Genomic DNA, 21,160 nt, shown 5'->3' on the forward strand with positions numbered 1-21,160 from the left:
GCGGACATGAGAATCATGAAAGCAACTTCGACGAAAGCTGGAAATGCGTCAGTGTTAAGAGCTTTACTATTTGACGTTTCTCTGTATCCCTGATCGTGCTAGCACTCCAGGCTTCAGACGCTCGTCCGGGCCGTAGTCTTCGGCAGGGTGGAAAAAGAGACGCGGGGTGCTATCAATTTCTTCTAAACGTTTGCGATAGGCTTCCAGATAGTTTTTGCACCCGTCATCACCAACGCGACCGGGCATATAGGCTACAAAGGGCGGCAGGACGTCGAAGCCACTATAGCGGAACAGGCCGTTATGGATCGGCCAGAGCACTGTCAGCACGTCGCCGTCGATTCCATCCGGTGCATAGGTGTCGGCAGATGTGCCGGTGGTTGCGGCAATCATGGCCAGTTTGCCTTTGAATATCCCGGTATCGTACTTTTTCCCCGAAATATAGGCAAATCCGCGAGCAAATACGCGATCGGCCCAGCCCTTCAAAATCGCAGGCATGCCAAACCACCAGACAGGGAACTGGAAGATTACCAGTTCTGCCTGTTTGAGTTTTTCCATTTCGGTGGCAATATCTGAAGCGGTTCTCCCGTTTTCATATGCGATGGTCTGCTCTCTGGGGAGGCTGAAGAATTCGGGGTTGGACGGATCTCCCTCAATGTCGTTTCTGCCGGCTACGGGATTGAAACCCATGGCATAGAGGTCACTCACGACGACGCTGTGCCCAAGGGAGGTCAGTGTTTCAACAGCTAAATCCTTCATGGCGCCATTGAATGATTTTGGCTCGGGATGGGCATAGACAATAAGTACATTCACGGGAAATTCTCTCCTGCTGAAATGGGCATATTTCGCTAGGCTTATAGCAGGGCGGAGAAGTTGGGGTTATATAATTACGCGATAACAGTGTGTGAAATTGGATATTATGAAATTCGCGGCAGCGATTTCAGAGACAATAAGATGGGCCCGTCGGGCGCTCATGCCAACGGATGCAATTCCGGCATATCTGATATAGAAACACGTTGTTTTTCGCTTATGGTTTCGCTGGCTATAGTCCGCTCCATCCAACAGGAGTTAGACTATGACTTTCCGGAATGTCGGCGATGGGAATTATCGGGAAATCCGCGAAGCGGTGCAGGCGCTTTGCGCCGAGTTTCCGGCGGAGTATCATCGCAGGATTGATGAGGCGCGGGCCTATCCCGAAGAATTCGTTGCCGCTTTAACCGAAGCGGGCTGGATGGCGGCGCTTATTCCTGAAAAATATGGCGGCTCGGGCCTCGGCCTCACCGAAGCCTCTGTCATCATGGAGGAAATCAACCGTGCAGGCGGGAATTCCGGCGCCTGTCATGGGCAGATGTATAATATGAACACGCTTGTCCGCCATGGTTCGGAGGAGCAGCGCCAACGCTATCTGCCGAAGATTGCGTCGGGCGAATTGCGGCTGCAATCAATGGGTGTGACGGAACCCACCACCGGCACGGACACCACGAAAATCAAGACGATGGCGGTGAAAAAGGGTGACCGCTATGTGATCAACGGGCAGAAGGTCTGGATCAGCCGCGTGCAGCATTCGGACCTGATGATTCTTCTCGCGCGGACGACACCGCTTGATCAGGTAAAGAAGAAATCGGAAGGCATGTCGATCTTCCTTGTCGATCTGAAGGATGCGATTGGCAACGGCCTGACGGTCAATCCGATTCTCAATATGGTCAATCATGAAACCAATGAATTATTCTTCGATAATCTTGAGATACCCGAGGAAAACCTGATCGGTGAGGAAGGGCAGGGGTTCAAATATATCCTGACAGGCCTCAATGCCGAACGGGTGCTGATCGCCGCCGAATGTATTGGCGATGGCTACTGGTTCATCGAGAAAGTTTCGGATTATGTGAAAGAGCGCAATGTGTTCGGTCGTCCGATCGGCCAGAATCAGGGTGTGCAGTTCCCTATCGCCGAAACCTATATCGAGGTGGAGGCGGCTAATCTCATGCGCTACGAAGCCTGTCGGCTTTATGATGCGGGAGAGCCATGCGGGGCGCAGGCCAATATGGCCAAATATCTGGCGGCGAAGGCTTCATGGGAAGCGGCGAATGCCTGCCTGCAATTCCATGGCGGTTTCGGCTTCGCGTGCGAATATGATGTCGAGCGCAAATTCCGTGAAACCCGGCTCTATCAGGTGGCACCGATCTCCTCCAATATGATTATGAGCTATATTGCCGAGCATGTTCTCGGTTTGCCGAGGTCCTATTGATGGAAAAGAAAAAGCGCCTGCCGCTCGATGGCATCGTGGTTGTGGCAATAGAGCAGGCCGTCGCAGCCCCCTTCTGCTCCTCGCGGCTCGCGGATGCGGGTGCGCAGGTCATCAAGATTGAACGGCCAGAAGGCGATTTCGCTCGTGGCTACGACGATGTGTGCGCGGGCGAAAGCAGTTATTTCGTCTGGCTCAATCGTGGCAAGGATTCACTGGTCGTTGACCTCGCCTCGACAGAGGGCAAGCAGGTTCTCGGTGATCTGCTTTCTCAGGCGGATATTCTCGTCCAGAATCTCAAGCCCGGCGCACTCGACCGTCTTGGCTTCGGTCCTCAACAATTGCACCGGGCCCATCCGCAGCTTATCATCTGTTCGATCAGCGGTTATGGCGAGAGCGGGCCGTTTGCCAGCCGCAAGGCTTACGATCTGCTTATTCAGGCGGAATCGGGTCTGTCCTCGATTACCGGAGGTCCGGAAGCGCCCGCGCGCGTCGGCATTTCCGTTGTCGATATCGCCACGGGGGCGACGGCCTATTCGGCCATTCTTGAAGCGCTGCTGGCGCGTGCCAATACAGGAAGCGGCGCGGATATCCGCGTTTCGATGTTTGATGTCATGGCCGATTGGCTGACGGTCCCGCTCCTGCATCAGCAGGCGGGCAAAGCGCCTAACCGCATCGGCCTCGCCCATCCTTCGATTGCGCCCTATGGGGTTTTCCGAACCAAAGACGGCAAGGAAATCCTGATCTCGATCCAGAGTGATCGCGAATGGAGCAAATTCTGCGCCGAGTTTCTCCGGCAGCCGGAGAGGGCTGCGGACCCCCTGCTGGCAAGCAATGTTGCGCGCGTGAGCAACCGCACTGTGACGGACGCGCTGGTCACGGATGCTTTCGCACAATTGAGTGAAAAGGACGCCGTGAAATTGCTTGCGGCTGCGGATGTGGCTTTTGCTGCCGTCAACGATATGGAGGCACTGGCTTCACATCCGCATCTTCGCCGCATCAAGGTCGAGACAGCGGCAGGGCCGGTATCCTTTCCAGCGCCAGCGCCGATCTTTGTCGGCGAGGAAAGGGAATATGGAGCGGTTCCGGCGCTTGGTGAATATCGGTCGATCCCGGCTGGCCCGAGGAAGGCAAACGCCTCATGACGGAAACTGACGCTGATCGGCTCGATATAGATCATTTGCGCTCCTGGCTGGGCCGCGAGGAGAGCATATTTGATGTGATCACTGTGGATCTGGTGCGAAAGTTCAACGCGACGCTCTACAGAACGGCGGCCGCGCCCGCCGAAGGTGAAATCGCGCCACCACTGATTCATTTCTGCCTTGGCCAGCCCGCCGCACCCACAAGCTTGCTGGGTGCGGATGGCCATCCGCAAAAAGGGGGCTTTCTGCCGCCAATTCCCCTGCCGCGCCGGATGTGGGCGGGCGGGAGTTTCATTTTTGACGGGGCATTGCGTGTTGGCGACCGGGTGCGGCGCGTCTCGCGCATTGCCGATATTTCGGTCAAGGAGGGACGCTCCGGCATATTGTGTTTCGTGACGGTGGAACACACGCTCGATGTTGAGGGCAATATTGCTGTCCGGGAAAGGCAGGATCTCGTCTACCGTGAAGCCGTGACTGGTGGGGTAGCCGCAAGGCCAGCCGCGCCTGCGGAGCCGGTTGCTTCCGGCGAGCATCAACGAACGGTCCTGCCCGAAGCACCGCTGCTGTTCCGCTATTCCGCCCTCACGTTCAACGGACACCGCATTCATTATGACCGGGCCTATGCCCGCGACGTGGAATACTATCCCGGCCTTGTGGTGCATGGTCCGCTTCAGGCGACCTGGATGCTGCATTTTGCGCAGGAACTAAAGGGCAAGCCTCCCACGCGATTTAGTTTTCGCGGGCAGTCGCCACTTTTCGACGGCGAGCGGATATTCATTCATGCGTCAGAGAAGGATGGAAACATGTCGCTCTGGACAATGCGCGATGGCGGACCTGTGGCGATGAGCGCGGAGGCAAGCTGGGCATGAACTTGCCGTCTTTCATCTCGCCCTTGTTTGTTCCGGCCAATCGCCCCGACCGTTTTGAAAAAGCGGCAGCCTCCGGCGCAGACGCCATAATCCTCGACCTCGAAGATGCGGTTTCCGTCGAAGCCAAGATTGAAGCGCGCTCGGCCCTGCGTACCGATTTCACCGCCTTGCCGGTGCTGGTCCGGATCAATGGCACGGGAACACTCTTTCATGAAGATGATCTGGCGGCGGTGCGCAAGCTGCCTATCGCTGCGGTCATGCTTCCCAAAGCCGAGGTGGGAGCGAGCCTTGATAAAATTGCGGCGAGCGGCCTGCCTGTTGTCGCTCTGATCGAGACAGCGCGGGGGATTGCGTATGCCCGCGAGATTGCGTCGATGCCCTTTGTTGTGCGGCTGGTATTCGGTTCTATCGATTTCAGTGCCGATATGGGTTGTGCGCATACACGCGAGGCGCTTCTGGCTGCGCGTTCCGAGCTGGTGCTGTCCTCGCGTCTGGCGGGACTGGAAGCGCCGGTTGACGGTGTGACCACATCCATCGATGATGCGCTACTGATCGCTTCCGATGCGCGTCATGCGCGCGAACTGGGTTTTGGCGGCAAGCTCGCCATTCATCCCCGGCAGATCGCTGCCATCCGGGAAGGCTTCCAGCCTGAAGCATCGGAAGTTGCATGGGCGCAAAAAGTGTTGGCCAGTGGCGACGGCGCAACTGCGATCGATGGTGCAATGGTGGATGAGCCTGTGCGCCTGCGCGCCCGCGCAATCCTGAAACAAGCGGGGAGGGCCGGAACCGCTTAAAGGCGCTTTGACCGTGAGTTTTTTGCGGGCGGTTGCGTCTCGCTTTCCAGAATTCGTCCCGCCCACACGCCTTCTTCCACCATGGCCGTCACCTTGCTCGCAATGGTCTGGCCCGCAAAACGTGCCAGTCGCGGCGTCGGGCGGTCGGTGGGATAGGAGAGCACAAGCCGCCGCATTGGCACCGGATCAATGATAGGCGCGGCGCAAAGCTCGCCTTCGGCCAGATCGCGATGGATGGGCGCAAGCGGAAGCACTGTCGCGCCATGCCCGCTGCGCACAAGCGTCTTGAGAGTGGAATAGCTGTCGGCCTCGACCCGCACCTGAATATCGATCCCGCATTCGACCGCGCTTTTCTCCAAAATTGCGCGCAAGCCATGCCCAATACTGGGCAGCAGCATCGGCTGGTTTTCAAGCTCCGAAAAACTGACGGGAACATTTTGACTAAGCCCCGAGCCGGGCGGACCAATCAGGAACAGCGTTTCTTCAAGAAGAGGCTGAATGCGCAGCGTGCGCGCTGATTTCGGATCGTAAAGAATCGCGACGTCGATCTGTCCGCGATGCAGCCAGTCGAGCAGATAGCCGGAATAGGCGCTTACAATGCGCAATGTTGCGTCGGGATGATTTTCACGAAAAGCTGCGACCAGTGGTTCGGCCAGAATGTCCGAGACGGTAGGCGGCATTCCGATTGCGATATGGCCGCGCAGCGGTGCATCGCCATCGGCCACCGCGGCGCGAATTTCCTCAAGCTCGGTCATGACCCGCGATGCGTGGCGTAAAACATCCTGCCCCTGATCGGTGAGAATCATTCCACGCCCATGCCGCTCGAAGAGGCGAACGCCGAGTTCCTCTTCAAGCAAGCGGATCTGGCGGCTCAGCGCGGGTTGGGCAATGTGAAGCCGGTCCGCCGCTTTTGAGAGGCTGCCAAGCTCGGCGACGTGAATCAGGGTGCGAAGTTGTGAAAGTTCCATAAGCAATACAATATCGATATAGCTGATTGAAAAAAAGGGTCGATGTGTACTTTTCCGGGGAGGGATATACCAGAGATAACGAGGTCTTCCCGGAGATATGCAATGAATGTCGCTGAAGCGATTCCTGCGGAGCAAAAAGCCCGCGATCTGGCCACGGACTGGCCGCTGGAACTCTATGATGTGCTGAAGGCAGCAGGCATTCGCCAGATGTCCTATGTGCCTGATGCGGGCCATTCGACATTGATCCGTCTGTTTGGTGAGGATGCGGAAGTCACCACCAATGTCCTCACCACGGAGGAAGAGGGGATTGCAGTCGCGACTGGCGCTTGGTTGGGCGGGGAGCGGGCTGTGGTGCTGATGCAGTCTTCCGGGGTTGGCAATTGCATCAACATGCTGTCCCTGCCGGTTCAGACGCGCACGCCGCTACTCATGCTGGTGACGATGCGTGGAGAATGGGCCGAATTCAACCCCTGGCAAGTGCCGATGGGGCAAGCGGTGGAAGCGTCGCTCAAGGCGATTGGTGTGACTGTTCTGCGCGCCGATACCGGGGCCGATGTGATCGAAGTGGTGGCGCAGGCTGCTGGTATGGCTTTTGACGGCGATCAACAGATTGCAGTGCTGATCGGTCAGCGCCTGCTCGGCAAGAAGAAGTGGTGAGATCATGAGCCTTCCGACGATGGACCGCCGCGCGGCGGTGAACAAACTTCTGGCCGTTCGTGACGGCGCGCTGGTCGTGACCGGCCTCGGGTCGCCGAGCTATGATGTGCACGCAGCAGGCGATAGCAACGATAATTATTATCTGTGGGGTGCGATGGGTGGCGCGGCCCTTGTGGGTATGGGCATTGCACAGGCGCAACGTGACAAGCGGGTAATGGTGATTACCGGCGATGGCGAGCAATTGATGGCTTTCGGCGCATTGGCGACGATTGCAGTGGCTGCGCCAAAAAACCTCGACATCATCGTGCTTGATAACCAGCATTTCGGCGAAACCGGCATGCAGCAGAGCCATACCGGGCGCGGTATCGCGCTCGACAAGATCGCGGCAGCGGCAGGCTTTGCCGAGACTGCGGAATTGCGTAATCTGGAAGAAGTGGATGCACTGATCGATAAATTGCGTAAACCGGCCACCGGCCCACGCCTTTTCGTCCTGAAAATCAAGGCTGAAAACCTGCCGCGTTCGCTGCCGCCACGCGATGCCGTATTCATCAAGAACAGGTTCCGCGCGCATCTGGGTTTTGCGACCTGCTGAATTCATATGGCCGGGTCGATGCCCGGTCATAAATCATAATGACAAGAAACGGGGTTCTCCATGGCGCTGACAGTTTTTCAGAATACGGTGGGAGGAAAAGTCCGGCCCGTTGCCGCAACGTTCGAATCCCATGATCCGTTTACGGGCAAGCCATGGGCCCTCATTCCCCTTGACGGGCCGACAGAGGTGGAAGCGGCAGTCGCTGCCGCCCGATCAGCTTTTCGCTCGCTGGAATGGGGCGGGCTGACGGCGACTGCACGTGGCAAACTTCTGGTGCGTGTGGCCGATCTGATCGCAGAGAATGCGGAACGTCTTGCAGTCATTGAAACCCGCGATAACGGCAAACTATTGACCGAAATGACGGCGCAATTGCGCTATATTCCCGAATGGTTCCGGTATTTTGGCGGCCTTTGCGACAAGATCGAAGGTTCGGTTCTGCCTATCGACAAGCCGGGCATGTTTGCTTTCACCCGGCGCGAGCCATTGGGCGTGATCGCAGCGATCGTGCCATGGAATTCGCCGCTCTTGCTGCTGACATGGAAACTCGCGCCGCTGCTTGCGGCGGGCAATACCGTGGTCATCAAGCCGTCCGAACATGCTTCCGCATCGACGCTGGAGTTTGTGCGCCTGTTCGAGCAGGCCGGTTTTCCGCCGGGTGTGGTAAACACCGTGACCGGCATGCCGATGGAAACCGGCGTGCCGCTGGTCAATCATCCCGATGTGGCGAAAGTGGCCTTCACCGGCGGCGAGCCGGGCGGCATCGCCGTTTACAAGGCGGTGGCCGAGGGGTTGAAATCCATTACGCTGGAACTGGGCGGGAAATCGGCCAATATCGTTTTCGCCGATGCGGATATCGACAATGCAGTAAAAGGTGCGATTTCGGGAATTTTCGCGGCCACTGGCCAGACATGCATCGCAGGATCGCGGCTTCTGGTGCAGCGCTCTGTCCATGACCGCGTGGTAGAGGGTGTGGTGGCGCTGGCGCAAACGGCGCGCATCGGCAATCCGATGCTCGCTGACACGCAGGTCGGGCCGATCACCACCGTCGGGCAGCGTGACAAGGTGCTGTCCTATCTCGATATCGCAACAGGCGAGGGCGCAGAAGCGGTGCTGGGCGGCAAAATTCCCGACGCGGAAGAGTTGCGCGACGGCTGGTTTGTCGAACCCACCATCTTTACCGGCGTCAACAACCAGATGCGCATTGCGCGCGAAGAGGTGTTTGGCCCTGTCCTGTCGATCATTCCATTCGATGATGAAGAGGAAGCCTATGCGATTGCCAATGACAGCCCTTACGGGCTTGCGGCGGGGCTATGGACCGGCGATATAGGTCGCGCCATTCGCGGCAGCGCGGTGCTTGAGGCGGGGACAGTCTGGGTCAACAGCTATCGCGCGGTCAGCTTCATGGCACCATTCGGCGGTTACAAGCGCAGCGGCATCGGCCGCGAAAGCGGGCGGGAGGCCATCGACGCCTATTTGCAGACCAAAACTGTCTGGATCGATACGGTGGGCCAGACTGCCAATCCTTTCATTATTCGCTGAGGCCGCATGTTGCAGTTCAACTCCGCTCATACTGTCATTATCGGCGGCGCTATCATCGGTAGCGCCGTCGCGTGGTTCCTGCGTCGCGAAGGTTTTGCAGGCCGGATAACGGTGATCGAAAAAGACCCGACCTATCAGCGCTCCTCTACTGCTCTCTCCGCAGCATCCATCCGCACGCAGTTTGGTACGCCGGTCAATATTCATATGAGTTTGTTCGGCGTCGAGTTTTTCCGCAATATCCGCAAAACCTTCGGCCCGTCCGCCGATATTGGTTATGTCGAAAACGGGTATCTTATTCTCGGAGGCCCGGAAACGGTTGAGACGCGACGCGCCGGCGCGCAGATGCAGCGCGCTGAAGGCGCGGATGTGTTGACATTGACACCTGATGAAATCGCAGCGCGATTTCCCTTTCTTGCGCTTGACGATGTTGGAATAGGCACTTTTGGCGCGACAGGAGAAGGCTGGTTCGACGCATGGTCGCTGCTATCGCTCATACGTGGCGCGGCACGCGATCTGGGGGTGACTTATCTGAACGCTGATGCTGCCGGTTTCGAGACTGCGGGCGGACGTGTCATGGCAATACGCCTTGCAGACGGGTCGCGTATTGACTGCGATATCTGCGTTCTGGCGGCAGGGGCGGCGTCGGGACAATTAATGTCCGGCCTTGGGATCGACCTGCCTGTCAGCCCGCGCAAGCGTAGTGTCTTTAATTTCCGTGCACCGGTGGAGCCGCAGGGCTTTCCGATGCTGTTTGATTCTTCGGGCATATGGGTGCGGCCGGAAGGTGATGGCTTTATCGGCGGCATTCAGCCGTCCGAGGATAAAGATCATGACGCTACCGATGATTTTGAACCTCATCACGATTTGATGGAAGACATATTCTGGCCCCTGCTGGCGACCCGCATTCCTGCCATGGAACAATTGCGGCTGGAGCGCTGCTGGGCGGGACACTACGAGATCAATGCGCTGGATCATAACGGCATTGTTGGCCCGCATGATGAACTGGGCAATCTGATCTTTGCGACCGGCTTTTCCGGGCATGGGGTGATGCACGCTCCGGCTGTCGGGCGGGCGGTGGCGGAACTGGTTATGCATGGCACATATCGAACGCTGGATGTATCACCCCTTGGTTGGGAACGTATCCGGGATGGAAAGCCCATGGTCGAAACCGTGGTCTATTGAAGGAGAAAAGAGATGAAACTCGAAGGCAGGATCGCCATAATCACCGGGGCGGCTCGCGGAATAGGTCGTGCCTGCGCGGAGCGCTTGCTCGCCGAGGGAGCGAAAGTCATCATCGCGGATATTGATGAGGCGCGTCTGAATGAAACCGCGGCTGCCATCGGCACGCCTGATAGCGTGCTGGCTATTCCCACCGACGTTGCGGATAAGGCGCAGGTCGATGCGCTGGTTGCGAAGGCGGTTGAACATTTCGGCAGGCTCGACATCATGGTCAACAATGCGGGCATCTGTCCGATCGTAGACTTCCTCGATGTGACGGAAGAAACCTATGACCGGGTGCTCAGCGTCAACCTCAAGGGCGCTTTCTTCGGTACGCAGGCAGCCGGTCGCCGGATGATCGAGCAGGGCAAGGGCGGCGTTATCATCAATATGTCGTCGATCAATTCGGGCCTCGCCAATCCCAATGTGGCACCCTACGCAATCTCCAAGGGCGGCATGAACCAGGTGACAGGCACTGCCGCCGTTGCTTTCGCGCCGCATGGCATTCGGGTTGCAGGCGTGGGGCCGGGAACGATCATGAGCGAGATGGTTGTCGGCGATTTCATCGATAGTGCCGGTTCCAAGGCAATCATGTCGCGCACTCCGATGGGCCGCTATGGCGAGCCGGAGGAAATTGCAGCCGTTGTGGCCTTTCTCGCCAGCGATGACGCCTCTTACATCACCGGCGAGACGATTTATCCCGATGGCGGGAGACGTGTTTTGAATTATGTCATGCCGGACAAAGGATAGGCCATGTCTGATATTTTCAACAAGCTGCATCATATCTGCATCGTGGTGCATGATATCGACAAGACGCAATCCTATTATGAATCCATCGGCATCGGACCATGGATTGCCTATCCGCCGCTGGCGGAATATGAGGACTTGGAGGTTCCCAGCCAGGAGGGTTTCATGTCGATGCAATATCGCATCTGCAATCTGCCCAATATCCAGTTGCAGCTTTGCCAGCCCAGCCATGATCCCAGCCCGCAGCGTATCCATCTGGACACGAAGGGCGAGGGAGTATTCCATCTCGGTTTCGAGGTGAGTGACGCCGATATGGCCGAAGCAGCGGCAAGTGATGACGGTGTGGCGGTCAAGATGCGCGGACGCCGGCAAAACCGTACGGGGTTCACCTATTACGATACGGCTGACGCCGCAGGTGTTGTGCTGCTGACGCGTGCAACCAACCAGCCGGAAACCTGATGGCAACAGCTGCAAATGTAGAGGCCGCGAAAGGTGCAGGATGAAAATCGATCTGAATTCGGATCTCGGCGAGGGTTTTGGCCCATGGTCGATGGGCGACGATGCCGCTATGCTCGAAATCGTGACATCGGCCAATATCGCTTGCGGTGGTCATGCCAGCGATCCCGAAACCATGTACCGCACCCTGCTGCTGGCGCGAGAGCGTGGCGTGGTGATCGGGGCGCATCCGGGCTATACGGATCGTGAGGGTTTTGGCCGTCGGGTGATCCCGATGCAGCCTGTGGAAATCGGACGCATGGTTGCCGCGCAGGTCGGAGCGTTGCAAGGGATTGCTGCACTGGCAGGTGCAAAGGTGCGGTACGTCAAGCCGCATGGCGCATTGGGCAATCTGGCAGCGGATGATCGGGCGGTGGCGAATGCCATCGCTGCCGCTGTTGCGGCCCTGCCGGGAGAACTGGCTATTCTCGCAATTTCAGGAACCGAACTGGAACAGGCGGCGCGTGCCGCAAATGTTGCAGTTTATTCCGAAATATTCGCTGACCGGGCCTATCTTCCCAGCGGGCGTCTTGTGCCGCGTTCGCGCGAGGGCGCGGTGCTGCACGATGCAGATGAAGCGGCGGAGCGGCTCATCCGCTTTCTGGAAACCGGCAGGATGCCGGTAATCGACGGTGACCCTATTCCGCTGGCCGCGCAGTCGATTTGTGTGCATGGCGATACTGCGGGTGCATTGGATATGGCGCAGAAAATCAGGACACGGCTTGAAGCCGTCGGGATCGTAATTGCACCATTTTAGCACGGGCAAAAGGAGTTGGTTCATGGCGAAGGGATATCTTATCGCGCAAGTTACAGCGACGGACCCCGGCGCTTATATGGATCATATGCCAATGGCAGGCACGCCCAAGGTCTTTGGGCACGAAGCGGCAGATGCTGATTTCATTCTGGTTGAAGGGTCGGACTGACGTGAACATCCTCCCTGCGTCCGCCCAGGATTTCCCCCGTTATCGGGCCATCGCCGAACACGGGCTGCTGATCGAGTTTGGAAACACCATCGATGAGAATATCCATGCGCGGGTCATGCAGCTTGATGCGGTGTTGCAGGCGGAGCCGTTCGCGGGCTTCATTGAGGCTGTGCCTGCCTATGCCAGCCTGACGATCCGATTTGACCCTCTGACCACTGATCACCCTGCGGCGCAGCAAGCCGTTGAGCAGTTGCTATCGCGGGGTGGCAGGATCGCGGGTACGAAATCCGAACGCGAGGTCGCGGTCTGTTATGATACCGAACTGGCACCCGATCTGCTGGCTGTCGCGGAAGCGACCGGCCTGACAGTGGAGGAGGTGATTGCGGCACATCTTTCAGGAGACTATCGGGTTTTCATGTATGGTTTTGCACCCGGCTATGCCTATATGGCCGGTGTGCCGGAAACAGTATATTTGCCGCGCAAGGCTGCTGCGGTTCGCGGCGTTCCCGCAGGCAGCGTGCTGATTGCCGGACCACAATGTCTCGTCACCACGCTTACCATGTCAACTGGCTGGTGGATCATCGGCAGGTCGCCCACCTGCGTCCTGACCGGCGATTCTGAGCGGCCTTTCCTGTTTGATGTCGGCGATAATGTGCGCTTCAGGCGGATTTCCCGTGCGCAGTTCGATGCGGAGACGAAGCCATGAGCGAAGCAGTTCTCACAGTCACATTCGCCGGGCCGCATGTCTCCGTGCAGGATGGTGGCAGGCCGGGCTTTCTGCGCTTCGGCGTACCAGCTTCGGGGGCTTTGGACCGCACCGCTTTCAAGGCAGCGAATATTGCCCTTGGTAATTCAGCGAATAGTCCGGCCATCGAAATTTCCATGGGTGGCCTCATGCTGCAATGCGATGGCGGCGCGGTTACTTTTGCTGTGGCGGGCGGCGGTTTCGTTGTCGACCATGCGGGACAGAAACGCGGATCGTGGATGATCGCGACCTTGCATGAGGGACAGAAACTCGCCATCCGCCCCGGTCATTGGGGAAGTTGGTGCTATCTCGCATTCGCGGGGCGGCTGGAGAGCGATGAATGGCTGGGAAGCGCTGCAACCCATGCCATGTCGGGCTTTGGCGGCGGACGTCTTATGGCAGGACGGCAATTGACGATTGCCGATGCACAAATCCGCGAGGACCGCGAGGGTGACTTTCCCTGCCCGGTGTTTGCACGACCAAGGTCTTCCGTGCATGTGACGCTTGGGCCGCAGGACCGCTATTTTTCCCCGGATGCGATTTCCGTTCTGTTGTCCGGCCCGTGGCGGATGACCGACGCATGGGATCGGATGGGTGTGCGGTTGGCCGGATCGGCGATTGCACCCGAAGCAGCGCTCGACATGCCGTCAGAAGCTATTTTGCGCGGGTCGGTTCAGGTTGCCGGTGACGGTGTGGCGACCATACTTCTGGCTGACCATCAGGCAACCGGCGGCTATCCGAAGATCGCCACGGTGCTTGATTGCGAACTGGATGCTTTGATGCAGCTCCGCCCGCGCGATTCTATCAGTTTTAGTGCGATAGATCCGCAGGGAGCCATTGGTCTGGCTCGCCGTTGTGCGGCGACGGCAGGGCAATATTTCCAATCTCTTGAACGACCGAGAGGTTCGTTCGCCCAAAGGCTGATGTCGGAAAATCTGATCGATGGCGTGATCGATGCCGGCGACGCCGCCCTTTCAGCTTAAAAGGTTCAAGCGGGATCGATGGACCGCGATTTTTTACAGGGCCGGATTGCTCCGGTGCTGCCAGTTCGCTTCCGCATAAAGTGCCGGAACGTTATAGATTTGCGTCTTATGCGCTTGAGCGATTGAATATCGTTATATCTCTTATCACCGTATTCTAGTTTTCCCGCAGTGCGTTTCTGTCAATATTTCAAATCAAGATACCGTCTCGTGAAATGGGAGAATGGCGGGATCGCAGATCGCCGGATGATCCGGTTTTGCCAATTCAGTTTAGCAGCTGTCCTAACTCGGACTCGTGCGAGGCGGGGTGTGGTGTCTGTCATCCTGTCGGGTCGGAATATCGATAATCTATAATAAGGGGAAACGAGATGAAGATAAATTTACGCCTTTTGGCTGCTGCATCGCTTCTGGCCACGGCTCTTCCTGCTCATGCTGATGTGGTCATCGGCGCGGTGTTGCCATTGTCCGGCGTAAACGCCAGCGGCGGCGAAGATTTGCGCCGCGGCATGGAGCTCGCCGTCAAGGAAGTCAACGAGAAAGGCGGTGTTCTGGGAGAGCCGCTGCGGGTAATTTACGAAGATTCCGGAAATGTCCCGCAGCGTGCAATCGATGCGGCGCGAAAATTGGTGTCGGTGGATAATGTCGCCTTGGTTATTGGTGAATATTCTTCAGGCATCACCATTCCGCTTGGGCAATATCTGGTGGCGGAGGGCGTTCCGCATCTCAATGCGGTTTCGACATCGGGCCTGGTGCGCGGTATCGGCGCGACCTCGTTTTCCATGGTCGGACTGGACAATGTTTCTACCAAATTCGCTGCCGAGGACGTATTGGCACGCGGCTGGAAGCGTGTAGCTCTGATGGCAATGAACAATGCCTTCGGTCAGGGTATCGCCTCGAACTTCAAGAGCCAGTTCGAGGAAATGGGCGGAGAAGTCGCAACGACCATTATCTATACGTCCGGTCAGACTTCCTATCGGCGCGAGTTGCAGCAGGCCGAAGGGGTGGAGCCCGACGCCTACGTCTTCACCGCCTATGGCGCGGATGGGGGGTTGCTCATGCAGGAATCCTATGAATTGGGCCTGCATGACAAACCTTGGTATTCGATTCAGGTCACGATGCATGACGCCGATACGCCTGCCGAATTCAAGGAAGGGCTGATCGGAATGGATGTGGATTACACCGCCGCTGGAGACGATAGCTACAGCAAGGCATATGAGGCCGCTTATGGCCAGTCCTTCGCCTCGGCTTGGAGCGGTTACGCCCATGACACGATCCTTTTTGCCGCAGCAGCACTTGAAAAGGCGGGCGGCACGGACCGCGCGGCCGTCCTGAAAGGAATTGCGCAGGTTGGCGACGAAGGCATCACCGGCGCAACTGGCGAGCTCAAGCTGGATAAGGATGGACAGCGTTTGTGGCAGCCCTATCAGAAGCTCAAGATCGTGGACGGCAAGCTTGCCCGTGACGAGTAACGCAATAGGCCGGACGGCGTTCACGCTGTCCGGCCCAACCTTGCAGATGCTGGTATGATGCAATTTCTCTTCGATACGGTTTTTCGTGCCGCCGATCTTGGCCTGATAGCCGTGGCCCTCAGTGCGGTTTATTCGTTGATCCGATTTCCGAATGTCGCCCTCGTGCAATATGCTGTGGTCGGTGCGTTCCTTGGTATGTGGCTACAGAAAATGGGCATGCCTCTGGCAGTGGCCATCACCTTGTCGTCGCTGGTGGTCGGAGGGCTGGCGCAGTTGTTCAGCGTCATCATTTTCGAACGGTTGCTAAGGCTTGATTCGGCGATCGCCCTGATTGGTTCGCTGGCCTTAAGCATGATCTTGTCGGCCATATTCCTGTTGGGTTTTGGTCCGGCGGCTCAGCGTTACAAGGTGCCCGTCGTCCCGGCCATGCGCATGCTGGACGTGCGCGTTACCGAGATGCAGCTGATTACCGGCGCGATTACGATAACCGCCTTGCTTGCCTTTGCATTCTTATTGTTCCGCACGCCGCTCGGACGGGAAATGCGCGCGGTTTCCACCAATCCGGTGCTGTCGGCAGCAACGGGTGTGGATAACCGCTTTGTCACCGGCATCGTTGTTTTTCTTTCCGGAGTTCTGGCGGCACTAGGCGGCTCGTTGCTGGCGTTACGTGGCTCTGTCAGCATCGATATGGGAACCAATATGCTGCTGCCGGTTTTCGCAGCTGCTATTCTGGGTGGTCTTGGTAATGCCTTTGGGGCTGTTGCCGGAGCGCTCATCATCGCAGCAGCCGAGACGTTGATAACCAATGTGAATTTCGGCTTCCTCGCTGGGCAGGATTTTTTCTATCTGCCTGCAAGCTATGCGCCCGCAGCATCCTTTGCTCTTCTGGTGGCCATCCTGCTCGTGCGCCCCAAGGGCATTTTTGTCAGCGAGGTGTCGCGTGTTTGACTTCCTTATCCATGTGGCGACTATCGCGTGCCTCTATGGCATTCTGGCACTAAGCCTTAATCTTCAGGTCGGTTTCACCGGATTGATGAATTTCGGCCTCATCGCCATGTTTGGCTGCGGTATTTACGGCGCGGGCTTCGCCCATCGTTTTGGGCTGCCTGTGGTAATGGGGCTACCGATCGCACTTGTCATGGCAGGTCTGGTGGGCGCGTTCTTTTCGCGGTTGGGACGGCGGCTTTCCAGCGACTATTGGGGGATTGCAACTCTTTCAATTGCCGAAATCTGCCGGATATTCGCCAATAATCTCGAAACGGTAACGGGCGGAGCGCAGGGTATTTCCGGGCTTCCATTGCTCTTTGCGAACCTGCGCCCCTGGGATGGGATCGCACGGCTCGCGCTGTTTGCATTGATCCTCGCCGCGATCTGGTGGCTATGCAGCCGTATCGTTCGCTCACCCTTTGGTCTGTCGATGAAGCTGATGCGCGAAGAGCCGCAACTGGCGCGCTCTCTGGGCTATGATATTGATCAAATCAGAATGCGCGTCATGCTGATTTCGTCGTTGATCGCGGCGCTTGCGGGTGTCCTCTACGCTCATTACCTTACCTTCGTCGGGCCGGAGCAAATGGTTGTGCCGGAAACTTTCTTGATCTGGTCCATGGTGATCCTTGGTGGTATGGCGAACAATAAGGGCGTGATTGCGGGTGCTTTCGCCATGCAGTTCATGATGGCCTATATCCCTTTCGTGAAGGACTATTTTCAACTGCCTTCGGATTTCGTCGCCGCCGCGCGCCTGATCCTTACCGGCGGCCTGATACTGGTTTTCCTGCTGTTGCGGCCTCAGGGCATATTCCCCGAACGTATAGGAGAGCGCCATGAACGCTGATCTTCTGACAGTGGACAATCTTGCGAAGTCTTTTGGCCTCTATTCAGTGCTGGAGAAAATGTCCTTCAGCGTTCGTCCGGGTGAGATCGTGGGATTGTTGGGCCCCAACGGTTCGGGCAAGAGCACAGCGCTCAATGTGATTTCCGGCTTTCTGCCGCGTAGCGGTGGAACGACAATATTTGCGGGCGTGGATATTTCCGATGCCCGGATTCACGACATTACGAAGCTGGGGCTGGTGCGCACATTTCAGTTGCCATCCATGCCGCATCGAATGACGGTGCGAGAGGTGTTGCAGGCAGGCAGGCGCGAAGGCGGCGGCATGTTCTCGCGGGTCGCATTCGGTCCAGAAGTTGACCAACTGCTTGAGGAATTCAAGCTCGACCATGTAGCCGGTAATGCCGCAAGTGCCTTGTCGGGTGGGCAGAAGAAGCTTTTGTCGGTGGCGACGGCACTGCGTTCTGCTCCGCGACTTCTTTGCCTTGATGAGCCGACGGCGGGCGTGCATGTGTCGCTCCGCACGCAATTGATTGATATCCTGCGCCGCTATGTGGCGCGGGGCGGCGCCTGCGTTGTGGTTGAACATGACATGCTGTTCATCCGCGAACTTTGCACGCGTTGCATCGTGCTTGACCGGGGGGATATCATCGCTGACTGCTTGCCCGCCGAGTTGGAGAGCAATGCGCGCGTCGTCGAAGCCTATCTGGGCAAGGCAGTGGAAAAAGGGGGAATGGCGCTATGATCGAGGCCAGCGACCTGCGCGCCGGTTATGGCGATGGCGCAGACATTCTCAACGGTATTTCGCTGACGGCTGGGCGCAAGGAACTCGTTACCATTCTGGGACCGAATGGCTGCGGGAAATCCACGCTTCTGAAAACCATTGCCGGTTATGTCCGTCCGCGGTCGGGCTGCGTGAAGATGAATGGCGAGGATGTCAGTCGCGTACCGATCCATGAAAAGGCTAGGCATCATCGCGTCGGTTATGTTCCACAAACGGATAATGTGTTCGCAACGCTGAGCGTGGCCGAAAACCTGCATCTTGGCGCACGCGGCCTTGATCGGCAGATCAGGATGGAGCGCTACGACGCACTGATGGAACAATATCCTGCGCTTGCATCAAAGCAGAACCGCAAGGCTTCGGCCCTTTCAGGGGGCGAGCGGCAATTGTTGTCGTTAGCGCGGGCGTTGATTGGCGGCCCTGAAATCCTGTTGCTGGATGAACCATCGGCGGGTCTTTCGCCTCTGATGCTGCATAAGGTATTCGATGCGATCGCGCATATCCGCGATAAGCAGGGCATGTGCATCATCATGGTTGAGCAGAATGCTTTCGAGGCATTGGGTGTGGCGGATCGCGCCTATGTTCTGTCTCTGGGGCAGGTGGCGATCCATGCTCCTGCACGTGAATTGCTATCCGATCCAGCAATGCGGGCGCTTTATCTTGGCGGGCATGTGGATTAACATCGTGACTCCGGCGCCTGATGCCAACGATAGCAAAGATTGTTTGTCATTAAGCCCTTTAATTGCGACTTGTTGTCAAGCCTCCTGGAGCCCTTATCGGAGTTAAGTTATGTCGAAAAATTTACTTCCTCTATAGTATTTTCGCATCTATTTTGAATAATTGAGTGAGGTTAATTGGATGAAGATTAATTTATAAGGGGCTCATTACCCCAAAAATGTTATTGTTTATGCTGTTTTCATCTATATGCGTTCTTCAGTGTCCATCGTGATCTTCAGGAAATGATGACAGAACGCGGCGTAGACGTTGACCATGCAACGCTGAACCGGTGGGTTGTTTGTTACTCGCCCCAAATTGCGGCTCAGGCACAAAGACGTAAAGGGCCACCACTCGGCTCATGGCGCGATTGTTCCATGGCTTCGGGGAGGGGAATGCCACGATTGGCGGCTTCGGTGAGATAGCCCGCGCGCAAGCCGTGCGCCGAGAACTCTTTGGCATCAAGCCCTGCCAGTGCGGCGCGCCGCTTGACGATGGCGTTGACGGCACTCGGTTCCAGCGCGCGGGCGGAAACATTGCCCCATCGATCGATCTTGCGAAACACGCTGTCCTTGTCGATTCTGGCCGGGTGTGAGGATCAGCTTCAGCGGTCGACCGAGTGCATCCAGCTCGAACGCTATGGTCCCGCCTTTCTGGCCGTCATTATCGAAAACGAATAATAAGGTTGTCTACCCGCGCGTTAAACAAGAATTCTGCCCGCAGTAGTCCAGCCCAACCTATTCTGCCTCACTTTGGCTTAGCGCATCTCGATGTTTGAGAGACATGTCCGGGTTTTCTTTTATCTGCTAACTGATACTTTAAAGGAGTACACTGGCTTGATCCGTTCAACACCCCTACCAGCATGGCGCCCCGGCCTCCCCCTCGGAGCTAGGGGTTTTCGCGATATGAGAAGCAAGGACGTTCGGGTTCTCCGTAGCGCGAGCTTGACATCGGATAATTATTTCTTACATTACTCCTTACCATTAGTAAGGAGAGTGCGCCATGTCATTATCAACCGTCACTTCGAAAGGTCAGGTCACAATTCCGATCAAGGTACGCCATGACATGGGGCTGTCCGTTGGCGACCGCATTGAATTCATTCGCATGGCGGACGGTCACTATGCCGTCGTGCCAGCGTCCGGTTCGGTGAAATCGTTGAAAGGAATCGTCCCCCAGCCCGATACGCCCGTCAGCCTGAAGGACATGGACGCAGCAATTGTAAGCGGAGCTACTCGCAGGTGATCGGCATCGATACGAACGTGCTTGTGCGTTATCTGGCGCAGGACGACGAAGCACAATCGGCAGCGGCGTCACAGATCATCGATGGTCTCACGACCGAACTGCCGGGATATATTTCCCAAGTGGTGCTGGTCGAAACCGTTTGGGTGCTAGTGCACTCTTATAAGATGCCGCGCGCCGCTTTAGTCGAAGTGATCGAAATGCTTCTGCGCACACGCGAGCTGGTCATCGAGGCCGCCGAGGTTGGTTATCTGGCGCTTGCAGCATTTCGCGGCAGCAATGCAGATTTTTCTGACGCGCTGATTGCACACGGTGGGCGGCTTGCGGGATGTCGTGAAACGGTGACCTTCGATCGGCGAGCGGCTCGCGCTATGGGAATGCAGCTTTTGGATACATAGAAAGACGCTTCCCTTAAAACGGTTCAGCCTGAACTCAAAACGATTCTGTAGTTTATGCGGCTTTGCGCATCGATACGCTCGTGAAAAGTCGATGGGATCTGTTACAAACGTTTCGTCAATAAGTGTTGATATAGGTTCCCAGCTTCAAAAAGCTGGATTATGTGATGTTCAAAGGCCACCACTTCGATAAGTCCGTTATCCTCCTTTGTGTTCGATGGTAGCTGACTTACAATCTGAGCCTTCGCAATCTGAAAGAAATGATGGCCGAATGCGGCATTGCCGTGGATCATTCGACGGTGCATCGCTGGGTTTTGCATTTCAGCCCCATGCTGCTTGCGCGCTTCAATCGGAAGAAGCGCGAAGTCACCCGGAAATGGAGCCTGAACGAGACCTATATCAAGGTTAAAGATGAGTGGCTTTATCTGTACCGGAGAGCGTCCGACTAAAGCGTGTCGTTTCGTTTGTAAATGAGGGCAATAGTAACCGGGAAACTGCGCGCCATTTTCGCGTTTCGCCTCGGTTCGTCAACAACATGATAATCCTGCATCGGTCATCTGGTTCTCTTGCCACCGCCAAACAAGGCCATCCGTGTGGCAGCAAACTCTCAGCCCATGGTGAATGGCTCAGCGAGCGCGTGGCGTCCCGGGGTGAAGTGACCTTGGATGAGTTGTGTGTCGAACTCGCAGACCGCGGTGTCGAAGATAACACTTGCTGATAAGGCAGGGTGACGAGTGATTTCGCGCCACGACTGCATTGCTGGCTGATGCAATCCGGCTGCGTTATTTTGCTTGAATATGATGGTTTCGCCAAGCTACAGAAGTTTCAT

Annotated in this window: 23 protein-coding genes and 3 pseudogenes; 23 read left to right on the forward strand and 3 right to left on the reverse strand. The window is 56.9% G+C overall.

The window, feature by feature from the left end:
* Window positions 1-66: 66 nt before the first annotated feature.
* Window positions 67-810, reverse strand: coding sequence for an NAD(P)H-dependent oxidoreductase (locus tag DKP76_RS12775; protein WP_109707178.1), 744 nt, complete (start codon window positions 808-810; stop codon window positions 67-69).
* 262 nt (window positions 811-1,072) lie between these two features.
* Here DKP76_RS12775 and DKP76_RS12780 point away from each other — a divergent pair, with 262 nt between their 5' ends.
* From DKP76_RS12780 to DKP76_RS12795, 4 genes are read left to right on the forward strand one after another with little or no spacing between them, the layout of a single operon-like run.
* Complete coding sequence (locus DKP76_RS12780; RefSeq protein WP_109707179.1) at window positions 1,073-2,242, forward strand: acyl-CoA dehydrogenase family protein; 1,170 nt, start codon at window positions 1,073-1,075, stop codon at window positions 2,240-2,242.
* Window positions 2,242-3,384 (forward strand): CaiB/BaiF CoA transferase family protein, encoded by a 1,143-nt coding sequence (locus DKP76_RS12785; protein WP_109707180.1) that lies wholly within the window; start codon window positions 2,242-2,244, stop codon window positions 3,382-3,384. Before DKP76_RS12780 ends, DKP76_RS12785 begins: the two co-directional genes overlap by 1 nt.
* A complete protein-coding gene (locus tag DKP76_RS12790) occupies window positions 3,381-4,250 on the forward strand; it encodes an HTD2 family dehydratase (protein ID WP_109707181.1) in 870 nt (289 codons plus the stop codon). The genes DKP76_RS12785 and DKP76_RS12790 overlap by 4 nt, the downstream gene beginning before the upstream one ends.
* Window positions 4,247-5,044 (forward strand): HpcH/HpaI aldolase/citrate lyase family protein, encoded by a 798-nt coding sequence (locus DKP76_RS12795; RefSeq protein WP_109707182.1) that lies wholly within the window; start codon window positions 4,247-4,249, stop codon window positions 5,042-5,044. Before DKP76_RS12790 ends, DKP76_RS12795 begins: the two co-directional genes overlap by 4 nt.
* On the opposite strand, the gene DKP76_RS12800 is transcribed toward DKP76_RS12795, so the two are convergent.
* Window positions 5,041-6,012 (reverse strand): LysR family transcriptional regulator, encoded by a 972-nt coding sequence (locus DKP76_RS12800; protein WP_109707183.1) that lies wholly within the window; start codon window positions 6,010-6,012, stop codon window positions 5,041-5,043. The two genes, DKP76_RS12795 and DKP76_RS12800, sit on opposite strands and share 4 nt — an antisense overlap.
* 102 nt (window positions 6,013-6,114) lie before the next feature.
* Here DKP76_RS12800 and DKP76_RS12805 point away from each other — a divergent pair, with 102 nt between their 5' ends.
* The 16 genes and pseudogenes from DKP76_RS12805 to DKP76_RS19640 form a co-directional block, all read left to right on the forward strand.
* The gene (locus DKP76_RS12805) at window positions 6,115-6,669 is read left to right on the forward strand and encodes a thiamine pyrophosphate-binding protein (protein WP_109707184.1); all 555 of its coding nucleotides are present in this window, start codon (window positions 6,115-6,117) and stop codon (window positions 6,667-6,669) included.
* A 4-nt stretch (window positions 6,670-6,673) separates the two neighbouring features.
* Complete coding sequence (locus DKP76_RS12810) at window positions 6,674-7,261, forward strand: thiamine pyrophosphate-dependent enzyme (RefSeq protein WP_109707185.1); 588 nt, start codon at window positions 6,674-6,676, stop codon at window positions 7,259-7,261.
* A gap of 60 nt (window positions 7,262-7,321) precedes the next feature.
* A complete protein-coding gene (locus tag DKP76_RS12815; protein ID WP_109707186.1) occupies window positions 7,322-8,800 on the forward strand; it encodes an aldehyde dehydrogenase in 1,479 nt (492 codons plus the stop codon).
* 6 nt (window positions 8,801-8,806) lie between these two features.
* Window positions 8,807-9,982 carry an NAD(P)/FAD-dependent oxidoreductase gene (locus DKP76_RS12820; protein WP_109707187.1) on the forward strand — a complete coding sequence of 392 codons (1,176 nt, stop codon included), beginning with the start codon at window positions 8,807-8,809 and terminating at the stop codon, window positions 9,980-9,982.
* A gap of 12 nt (window positions 9,983-9,994) precedes the next feature.
* On the forward strand, window positions 9,995-10,768 hold the full coding sequence (locus DKP76_RS12825) for an SDR family NAD(P)-dependent oxidoreductase (RefSeq protein WP_109707188.1): 774 nt from the start codon (window positions 9,995-9,997) through the stop codon (window positions 10,766-10,768).
* Window positions 10,769-10,771: 3 nt separating this feature from the next.
* A complete protein-coding gene (locus tag DKP76_RS12830; RefSeq protein WP_109707189.1) occupies window positions 10,772-11,224 on the forward strand; it encodes a VOC family protein in 453 nt (150 codons plus the stop codon).
* Window positions 11,225-11,264: 40 nt separating this feature from the next.
* The gene (locus DKP76_RS12835; protein ID WP_109707190.1) at window positions 11,265-12,017 is read left to right on the forward strand and encodes a LamB/YcsF family protein; all 753 of its coding nucleotides are present in this window, start codon (window positions 11,265-11,267) and stop codon (window positions 12,015-12,017) included.
* A gap of 22 nt (window positions 12,018-12,039) precedes the next feature.
* The gene (locus DKP76_RS19405; RefSeq protein ID WP_199224806.1) at window positions 12,040-12,183 is read left to right on the forward strand and encodes a hypothetical protein; all 144 of its coding nucleotides are present in this window, start codon (window positions 12,040-12,042) and stop codon (window positions 12,181-12,183) included.
* A gap of 7 nt (window positions 12,184-12,190) precedes the next feature.
* Window positions 12,191-12,889 (forward strand): 5-oxoprolinase subunit B family protein, encoded by a 699-nt coding sequence (locus DKP76_RS12840; protein WP_425349402.1) that lies wholly within the window; start codon window positions 12,191-12,193, stop codon window positions 12,887-12,889.
* The gene (locus tag DKP76_RS12845; RefSeq protein ID WP_109707192.1) at window positions 12,886-13,911 is read left to right on the forward strand and encodes a 5-oxoprolinase subunit C family protein; all 1,026 of its coding nucleotides are present in this window, start codon (window positions 12,886-12,888) and stop codon (window positions 13,909-13,911) included. The genes DKP76_RS12840 and DKP76_RS12845 overlap by 4 nt, the downstream gene beginning before the upstream one ends.
* Window positions 13,912-14,276: 365 nt before the next feature.
* The gene (locus tag DKP76_RS12850; RefSeq protein ID WP_109707193.1) at window positions 14,277-15,377 is read left to right on the forward strand and encodes an ABC transporter substrate-binding protein; all 1,101 of its coding nucleotides are present in this window, start codon (window positions 14,277-14,279) and stop codon (window positions 15,375-15,377) included.
* A gap of 54 nt (window positions 15,378-15,431) precedes the next feature.
* Window positions 15,432-16,325: a branched-chain amino acid ABC transporter permease gene (locus DKP76_RS12855; protein ID WP_109707194.1), complete on the forward strand. Its 894-nt coding sequence runs from the start codon at window positions 15,432-15,434 to the stop codon at window positions 16,323-16,325.
* Window positions 16,318-17,208, forward strand: a complete 891-nt coding sequence (locus DKP76_RS12860; protein WP_109707195.1) for a branched-chain amino acid ABC transporter permease — start codon at window positions 16,318-16,320, stop codon at window positions 17,206-17,208. The genes DKP76_RS12855 and DKP76_RS12860 overlap by 8 nt, the downstream gene beginning before the upstream one ends.
* Window positions 17,198-17,947 carry an ABC transporter ATP-binding protein gene (locus tag DKP76_RS12865; RefSeq protein ID WP_109707196.1) on the forward strand — a complete coding sequence of 250 codons (750 nt, stop codon included), beginning with the start codon at window positions 17,198-17,200 and terminating at the stop codon, window positions 17,945-17,947. The genes DKP76_RS12860 and DKP76_RS12865 overlap by 11 nt, the downstream gene beginning before the upstream one ends.
* Window positions 17,944-18,663 (forward strand): ABC transporter ATP-binding protein, encoded by a 720-nt coding sequence (locus DKP76_RS12870; RefSeq protein WP_109707197.1) that lies wholly within the window; start codon window positions 17,944-17,946, stop codon window positions 18,661-18,663. Before DKP76_RS12865 ends, DKP76_RS12870 begins: the two co-directional genes overlap by 4 nt.
* A gap of 220 nt (window positions 18,664-18,883) precedes the next feature.
* Window positions 18,884-19,065: pseudogene (locus DKP76_RS19640) on the forward strand (IS6 family transposase); the annotation flags it as partial.
* Here DKP76_RS19640 and DKP76_RS12880 read toward each other — a convergent pair.
* A pseudogene (locus tag DKP76_RS12880) lies at window positions 19,059-19,283 on the reverse strand (site-specific integrase); the annotation flags it as partial. The pseudogenes DKP76_RS19640 and DKP76_RS12880 sit on opposite strands and share 7 nt — an antisense overlap.
* A gap of 416 nt (window positions 19,284-19,699) precedes the next feature.
* On the opposite strand from DKP76_RS12880, the gene DKP76_RS12885 reads away from it, so the two are divergent.
* The 3 genes and pseudogenes from DKP76_RS12885 to DKP76_RS12895 form a co-directional block, all read left to right on the forward strand.
* Entirely contained in the window at window positions 19,700-19,939 is a 240-nt protein-coding gene (locus DKP76_RS12885; RefSeq protein WP_109707198.1) for an AbrB/MazE/SpoVT family DNA-binding domain-containing protein, read from the forward strand.
* Entirely contained in the window at window positions 19,936-20,334 is a 399-nt protein-coding gene (locus DKP76_RS12890; protein ID WP_109707199.1) for a type II toxin-antitoxin system VapC family toxin, read from the forward strand. The genes DKP76_RS12885 and DKP76_RS12890 overlap by 4 nt, the downstream gene beginning before the upstream one ends.
* 221 nt (window positions 20,335-20,555) lie before the next feature.
* A pseudogene (locus DKP76_RS12895) lies at window positions 20,556-20,765 on the forward strand (IS6 family transposase); the annotation flags it as partial.
* Between the last annotated feature and the right edge of the window lie 395 nt (window positions 20,766-21,160).

It is taken from the genome of Falsochrobactrum shanghaiense, assembly GCF_003149535.1.
Lineage (GTDB): Bacteria > Pseudomonadota > Alphaproteobacteria > Rhizobiales > Rhizobiaceae > Brucella > Brucella shanghaiense.